This window comes from Vibrio sp. 10N.237.312.B06, from assembly GCF_041464685.1.
In the GTDB taxonomy this organism is placed as follows: domain Bacteria; phylum Pseudomonadota; class Gammaproteobacteria; order Enterobacterales; family Vibrionaceae; genus Vibrio; species Vibrio tasmaniensis_A.
In genome coordinates, this window is the sequence record NZ_JBFSPI010000023.1 from 56,094 (window position 1) to 62,682 (window position 6,589).

Below are 6,589 nucleotides of genomic sequence, written 5' to 3' on the forward strand. Positions count from 1 at the left end.
TCATGGCTGATATTGTATTCATCGATAACTTCGACTCATTCACTTACAACCTTGTAGACCAGTTCCGTTCATTAGGTCACAGCGTGAAAATTTACCGTAACAACATTCCTGCAAAGGTTGTTGAAGCGGCGATCAACGAACTAGACAACCCTGTTGCACTGCTTTCGCCAGGCCCTGGCGCTCCGGCTGATGCGGGCTGTATGCCTGAGCTGATTCAGCTACTAAAAGGCAAAGTGCCAATGATTGGTATTTGCTTAGGCCACCAAGCGATTGTTGAAGCCTACGGTGGCACCGTTGCAGGCGCTGGCGAAATCATTCATGGTAAGGTGTCGATGATGGAACACCAAAATCATGCGACTTACCAAGGCTTACCTTCGCCGCTGGCTATCGCTCGCTACCACTCTTTAGTAGCAACGCATGTATCTGATAGCTTAACAGTGACAGCTGAAGTCGATGATTTGGTAATGTCTGTGGTTCAAGAACAAGACAAGGTTTGTGGATTCCAATTCCACCCTGAATCAATTATGACGACCTACGGTGCAACGCTTCTGGCGAACGCTATCGAATGGGCTCTTGAGAAACCTATTCATTTAGAGAAAAGCTCTCCCCTTGAGAAGACAGCGACTCTTGACCAAAAGACTAACTAGGAAACGATCATGGAACAGATTAATAAACTTTACGAACAGCAGTCTCTTACTCAAGAAGAAAGCCAACAATTATTTGATGTCATCATCAAGGGCGAACTAGACCCAATCCTGATGGCTTCTGCACTGACTGCACTTAAGATCAAAGGCGAGACGCCAGACGAAATCGCTGGCGCGGCAAAAGCACTGCTTGCCAATGCAAACCCGTTCCCACGCCCTGATTACGATTTCGCTGACATCGTAGGTACAGGTGGCGATGGTCACAACACCATCAACATTTCTACAACTTCTGCATTTGTAGCAGCAGCGTGTGGCTTAAAAGTCGCGAAACACGGTAACCGCAGTGTATCGAGCAAATCAGGCTCTTCTGACTTACTGGATTCGTTCGGTATTAACCTAGCGATGACAGCAGAAGACACTCGTACTGCAGTCGACGAGCTTGGCGTAGCATTCCTATTTGCTCCGCAATATCACGTCGGTGTACGTCACGCGATGCCTGTTCGTCAGACGATGAAAACGCGCACTATCTTCAACATCCTTGGTCCACTGATTAACCCTGCTCGCCCTAATATCGAGTTAATGGGTGTTTACAGCAAAGAGCTCGTCCGCCCTATCGCGGAAACCATGCTGCAAATGGGTATGAAGCGTGCTGCCGTTGTGCATGGTAGTGGCCTTGATGAAGTGGCGATTCATGGCGAAACCATCGTTGCTGAAATTAAAGATGGCAAAATTCACGAGTACACAGTGACACCGGCTGACTTTGGTTTGAACACTCACCCTCTTGAAGCAATCAAGGGTGGCGAGCCAGAAGAAAACAAAGCCATCACAACAGATATCCTAACGGGTAAAGGCACTGATGCCCAAGTTGGCGCAGTAGCCGTGAACGTTGCTCTATTGATGCGTCTATTTGGTCACGAAGATCTAAAAGCCAACGCACAGCAAGCGATTGACGCGATGAACTCTGGTAAAGCGTACGAGCTTGTACAAAAGCTTGCTGCACACGCCTAACGAACGACGAGACAAAGAACATGACACAGACTACCGATAAACTGTCGACCCACGTTTCAGTCAAAGAAGCTGAAATGGCGGAAGTATTAGCAAAAATCGTTCGTGACAAATACCAATGGGTTGAAGCGCGTAAGCAAACTCAACCATTGGACGAGTTTAAAGCAGCGTTAACCGCAACAGACCGTAGCTTTTATGATGCACTGAGCGGCGAACAAACGGTTTTCATCACTGAATGTAAGAAGGCATCTCCGTCAAAAGGGTTGATCCGTGACGAGTTTGATTTGGACTACATTGCATCGGTGTACAACAACCACGCAAATGCAATTTCAGTTCTGACCGACGAGAAATACTTCCAAGGTGACTTTGAGTTTTTACCAAAGGTTCGCAGCATTGCTAAGCAACCGATTCTGTGTAAAGACTTCATGGTTGATACTTACCAAGTTTACCTAGCTCGTCACTACTCTGCTGATGCTATCTTGTTGATGCTATCGGTATTAGATGACGAAGAGTACCAAGCACTGGCGGAAGTCGCTCACTCACTCAACATGGGTGTACTTACCGAAGTCAGCAACGAAGAAGAGCTTCACCGCGCAGTCGCTTTAAAAGCAAAAGTGATCGGCATTAATAACCGTAACCTGCGTGACCTTTCGACTGATTTGAACCGTACCAAAGAGTTGGCTCCGCTGATTCGCGAACTGGCTACAAACGCAGTCGTGATTTCAGAGTCTGGCATCTACACACATCAACAAGTGCGTGACCTTTCAACGTTTGCAGACGGCTTCCTAATCGGCAGCTCTTTAATGGCAGAGAAGAACCTTGAACTCGCAGTGCGTAAAGTGACGCTCGGTGAAAACAAGGTGTGTGGTTTAACTCACTCTGACGATGCAGCAAAGGCTTATCAAGCCGGTGCGGTATTCGGTGGTCTGATTTTCGTTGAAGCATCTAAGCGTCATGTGGATATCGAAGCAGCTCGTTTAACCATGAGCGGCGCACCTTTGAACTACGTGGGTGTGTTCCAAAACCACAGCGTAGCAGACGTTGCGAAAACGGTTTCTGAGCTAGGTTTATTTGCGGTGCAACTGCACGGTGACGAATCTCAAGCATTTGTCGATGAACTAAAACAATCACTACCTGAACACGTTGAGATTTGGAAAGCTTACGGTGTGGCTTGCATTGCTGAAAACGGCGCTCAAATTACGCTACCTGAATTACTGAAAAGCAACGTGACTCGTCACCTGCTAGATACTAAAGTGGGTTCTCAAACTGGCGGTACAGGCCAAGCGTTCGATTGGAGCCTAATCAACAACCAAAGCGCAATCATGTTGGCAGGTGGCCTAAGCCCAGAAAATGCTAACCAAGCAGCTAAGTTGGGCTGCTTAGGATTAGACCTAAACTCTGGCGTTGAATCTGCTCCGGGCAAAAAAGACGCAGACAAACTGCAACGCGCTTTTGCAGCGATTCGTAATTACTAGCACAAGCTCGCGCTAGAAATTAGAAAGCAGAAACTAAAAACATATTTGTGGGCTTTGCCTTTTGCGAAGCTCAAGCAAGATTAAATGACTTGGTGTGAAGACACATCAATAGAATTGAAGGAATAACACAATGGCTAAACTCGATGCCTACTTCGGTGAATACGGTGGTCAATACGTACCGCAGATCCTAGTGCCAGCACTAGACCAACTAGAACAAGCATTTATCGATGCACAAGCCGATCCTGAGTTCCGCAGTGAATTCATGACGCTTCTGCAAGAGTACGCAGGCCGTCCAACGGCACTAACGCTAACGCGTAACCTGACTAAAGGTACAAAAACCAAACTGTACCTAAAGCGTGAAGATCTACTTCACGGCGGTGCTCACAAAACAAACCAAGTACTTGGCCAAGCGCTGCTAGCAAAACGTATGGGTAAGCAAGAAATCATCGCTGAAACAGGAGCTGGCCAACACGGTGTTGCCACGGCTCTAGCGTGTGCTCTATTAGGCCTTAAGTGTCGCGTTTACATGGGAGCAAAAGACGTTGAGCGTCAAAGCCCGAACGTATTCCGCATGAAGTTGATGGGCGCAGAGGTTATCCCTGTTCATTCTGGCTCTTCAACGCTAAAAGATGCATGTAACGAAGCGCTACGTGACTGGTCTGCAACTTATGAAGACGCGCACTACCTATTGGGTACTGCAGCGGGTCCTCACCCATTCCCAACGATTGTTCGTGATTTCCAACGCATGATTGGTGAAGAAACGAAAAACCAAATTCTAGCTCGTGAAGGTCGCCTTCCTGATGCCGTTATCGCTTGTGTTGGCGGTGGTTCAAACGCTATCGGCATGTTCGCTGATTTCATTGAAGAAGAGTCTGTTCGCCTAATCGGTGTAGAGCCTGCTGGTAAAGGTATTGATACTGACCAACACGGCGCGCCGCTTAAACACGGTAAAACCGGTATTTTCTTCGGTATGAAAGCCCCACTGATGCAAGATGAGAACGGCCAAGTAGAAGAGTCTTACTCTGTATCTGCGGGTCTAGATTTCCCATCAGTTGGTCCTCAACACGCGCACCTAAATGCGATTGGCCGTGCTGAATACGACAACGTGACCGATGACGAAGCGCTAGAAGCGTTCCAATTGATTGCACGTAAAGAAGGTATAATTGCAGCGCTAGAGTCATCTCATGCTTTGGCTCATGCTGTTAAAATGGCTCACGACGACCCAGAGAAAGAACAGCTATTAGTCGTTAACTTATCTGGTCGCGGTGACAAAGACATTTTCTCTGTACACGACATTCTTAAAGAGAAAGGAGCATTATAATGGATCGCTATCAATCACTCTTCACTCGCTTAGCTGAAAAGAATCAGGGCGCATTTGTACCATTCGTAACGGTTGGCGATCCTAACCCTGAGCAATCACTTAAGATCATGGAAACCTTGGTTGAAGCGGGTGCAGATGCACTTGAGCTTGGTATTCCATTCTCTGATCCGCTTGCAGATGGCCCAACAATCCAAGGCGCAAACATTCGTGCTTTAGATTCTAAAGTAACGCCAGATGTGTGTTTTGATCTTATTGGTCAAATTCGCGCTAAATACCCAGAGCTGCCAATCGGCCTACTGATGTACGCGAACTTGGTTTACGCACGTGGTATTGAGAACTTCTACGAACGCTGCGCAAAAGCAGGTATCGATTCAGTATTGATTGCTGATGTACCAACCAATGAAAGCGGCGAATTTGTTGCTGCTGCGAAGAAGTTTGGAGTTCACCCAATCTTTATTGCTCCGCCAACAGCAAGCGATGAAACACTTCAATCAGTTTCTGAGCTAGGTGGCGGTTACACATACCTACTTTCTCGCTCAGGCGTAACGGGTGCAGAAACAAAAGCAAACATGCCTGTAACTGCCCTACTTGATCGTTTGAACAAGTTTGATGCGCCACCAGCACTGCTTGGTTTCGGTATCTCTGCTCCTGAACAAGTGAAAGAAGCGATTGTAGCGGGCGCTGCAGGTGCTATCTCTGGCTCAGCGGTTGTGAAAATCATTGAAAACAACGTTGAACAACCAGAAGCAATGCTTAAAGCACTTGCGGAGTTTGTTACGCCAATGAAAGCGGCAACGCAGAAATAATCGACGGTCATTAAATAGACGTTCGTAATCAATGGTCGTTAAATAAAACCAGCGATTCAAATACTAAAAGGCTCCACAACTGTGGAGCCTTTTTTATAACTCGTCATTCACGCTAACTACTCATCAGCTTTCATCGCTTTCTTAATCGCAGCCTCATTGAGCGTCGCTTTGATCGGGTCGGTTATCTTCTCCACTAGATCGATGGGCATTGGAAAGATGATGGTGGAGGTTCTTTCGTTGGCCACCTCGGTTAACGTTTGCATATATCGCAATTGAATGGCATTGGGCGCTTGATTCAGCACTTCGGCCGCTTCACGTAACTTTGAAGATGCTTCAAGCTCACCTGTTGCATGTATTACCTTAGCTCGACGAGAACGCTCGGCTTCCGCTTGTTTAGCAAGGGCTCGCACCATACTGTCATCCAGATCAACATGCTTGATCTCGACATTGGCAATCTTGATCCCCCAGTTATCGGTGTGTTGATCCAGTATCGCTTGTAAGTCTCTATTGAGCTCTTCTCGCTCAGACAATAGCTCGTCCAACTCATGTTGCCCAAGCACCGAACGCAGCGTTGTTTGTGAAAGTTGGCTGGTCGCTTCAAGGTAATTCTCAACGTTGTTGATCGCCATCTTCGGATCCAGCACTCGGAAATACACCACTGCATTCACCTTCACTGACACGTTATCGCGTGTGATCAAATCTTGCGTCGGCACGTCCAACACGATAGTTCGTAGATCCACTCGCACAATTTGTTGGATGAAAGGAATGATGATAATTAACCCCGGTCCTTTCACTCCGTAAAAGCGCCCAAGGAAAAACACCACTGCACGTTCATATTCGCGCAGTACTCTGAACATGCTGGCTATCAACAAGATAACGAGCACAATGACAATACCTATAGTGTGTATAAACATAACCGCCCCCTAATGGTAACGATGGTTAAGCAATTAATAATTCAATAACGTTTGTTCTAGCATTCCACGCTAACAGTCCGCGCTAGCTAGATTTCGATGATGTATCATCGGGCAGCGCTTCAACATCCAAAGATAGCCCCGTCAGCTTGGTCACTCTGATGATCTGCCCCACTTGCAATTCACTCGCACATTTGGCTTGCCAGATCTCACCTTCGACTAGCACACGCCCCACACCGGGGAAACCGCTTACAACTTTGCCCGTGTCGCCTACTACCGCTTCCATCCCCGTAGTCACTGGTTTGTTTCTCACTCGGACTAGCATTGATATTGTTACGACGATAAAGGCAACAGAGAACAAACTGATCCCGATAGTTAAATGACCTCCGGCGGAGCCGGAGGCTTATTGGGTGACGCCCTCTAAGGG

General features: G+C 47.3%; 6 protein-coding genes and 1 pseudogene. 5 read left to right on the forward strand and 2 right to left on the reverse strand.

Annotation, left to right across the window (positions count from 1 at the left end):
• The first annotated feature begins 2 nt into the window (after nt 1-2).
• The 5 genes from AB6C75_RS08680 to trpA all read left to right on the forward strand — a co-directional run bounded on the left by AB6C75_RS08680 (nt 3) and on the right by trpA (nt 5,251).
• Nucleotides 3-647 (forward strand): aminodeoxychorismate/anthranilate synthase component II, encoded by a 645-nt coding sequence (locus AB6C75_RS08680; RefSeq protein WP_102507490.1) that lies wholly within the window; start codon nt 3-5, stop codon nt 645-647.
• Nucleotides 648-656: 9 nt separating this feature from the next.
• Nucleotides 657-1,652 carry an anthranilate phosphoribosyltransferase gene (gene trpD, locus AB6C75_RS08685; protein WP_102332468.1) on the forward strand — a complete coding sequence of 332 codons (996 nt, stop codon included), beginning with the start codon at nt 657-659 and terminating at the stop codon, nt 1,650-1,652.
• Between the two features lie 20 nt (nt 1,653-1,672).
• Complete coding sequence (gene trpCF, locus AB6C75_RS08690) at nt 1,673-3,124, forward strand: bifunctional indole-3-glycerol-phosphate synthase TrpC/phosphoribosylanthranilate isomerase TrpF (RefSeq protein WP_372107575.1); 1,452 nt, start codon at nt 1,673-1,675, stop codon at nt 3,122-3,124.
• A gap of 130 nt (nt 3,125-3,254) precedes the next feature.
• Nucleotides 3,255-4,445 (forward strand): tryptophan synthase subunit beta, encoded by a 1,191-nt coding sequence (gene trpB / locus AB6C75_RS08695; protein WP_009848758.1) that lies wholly within the window; start codon nt 3,255-3,257, stop codon nt 4,443-4,445.
• Nucleotides 4,445-5,251 carry a tryptophan synthase subunit alpha gene (trpA, locus tag AB6C75_RS08700; protein WP_017080965.1) on the forward strand — a complete coding sequence of 269 codons (807 nt, stop codon included), beginning with the start codon at nt 4,445-4,447 and terminating at the stop codon, nt 5,249-5,251. Before trpB ends, trpA begins: the two co-directional genes overlap by 1 nt.
• A 116-nt stretch (nt 5,252-5,367) precedes the next feature.
• On the opposite strand, the gene AB6C75_RS08705 is transcribed toward trpA, so the two are convergent.
• Nucleotides 5,368-6,165, reverse strand: coding sequence for a slipin family protein (locus AB6C75_RS08705; protein WP_012604343.1), 798 nt, complete (start codon nt 6,163-6,165; stop codon nt 5,368-5,370).
• Nucleotides 6,166-6,247: 82 nt separating this feature from the next.
• Nucleotides 6,248-6,541 (reverse strand): annotated as a pseudogene (locus tag AB6C75_RS08710) (NfeD family protein); the annotation flags it as partial.
• Between the last annotated feature and the right edge of the window lie 48 nt (nt 6,542-6,589).

Coding starts and splice junctions, on each gene's coding strand:
- AB6C75_RS08680 (WP_102507490.1), top strand. CDS start 3: ATGGCTGATATTGTATTCATCGATAACTTCGACTCATTCACTTACAAC.
- trpD (WP_102332468.1), top strand. CDS start 657: ATGGAACAGATTAATAAACTTTACGAACAGCAGTCTCTTACTCAAGAA.
- trpCF (WP_372107575.1), top strand. CDS start 1,673: ATGACACAGACTACCGATAAACTGTCGACCCACGTTTCAGTCAAAGAA.
- trpB (WP_009848758.1), top strand. CDS start 3,255: ATGGCTAAACTCGATGCCTACTTCGGTGAATACGGTGGTCAATACGTA.
- trpA (WP_017080965.1), top strand. CDS start 4,445: ATGGATCGCTATCAATCACTCTTCACTCGCTTAGCTGAAAAGAATCAG.
- AB6C75_RS08705 (WP_012604343.1), bottom strand. CDS start 6,165: ATGTTTATACACACTATAGGTATTGTCATTGTGCTCGTTATCTTGTTG.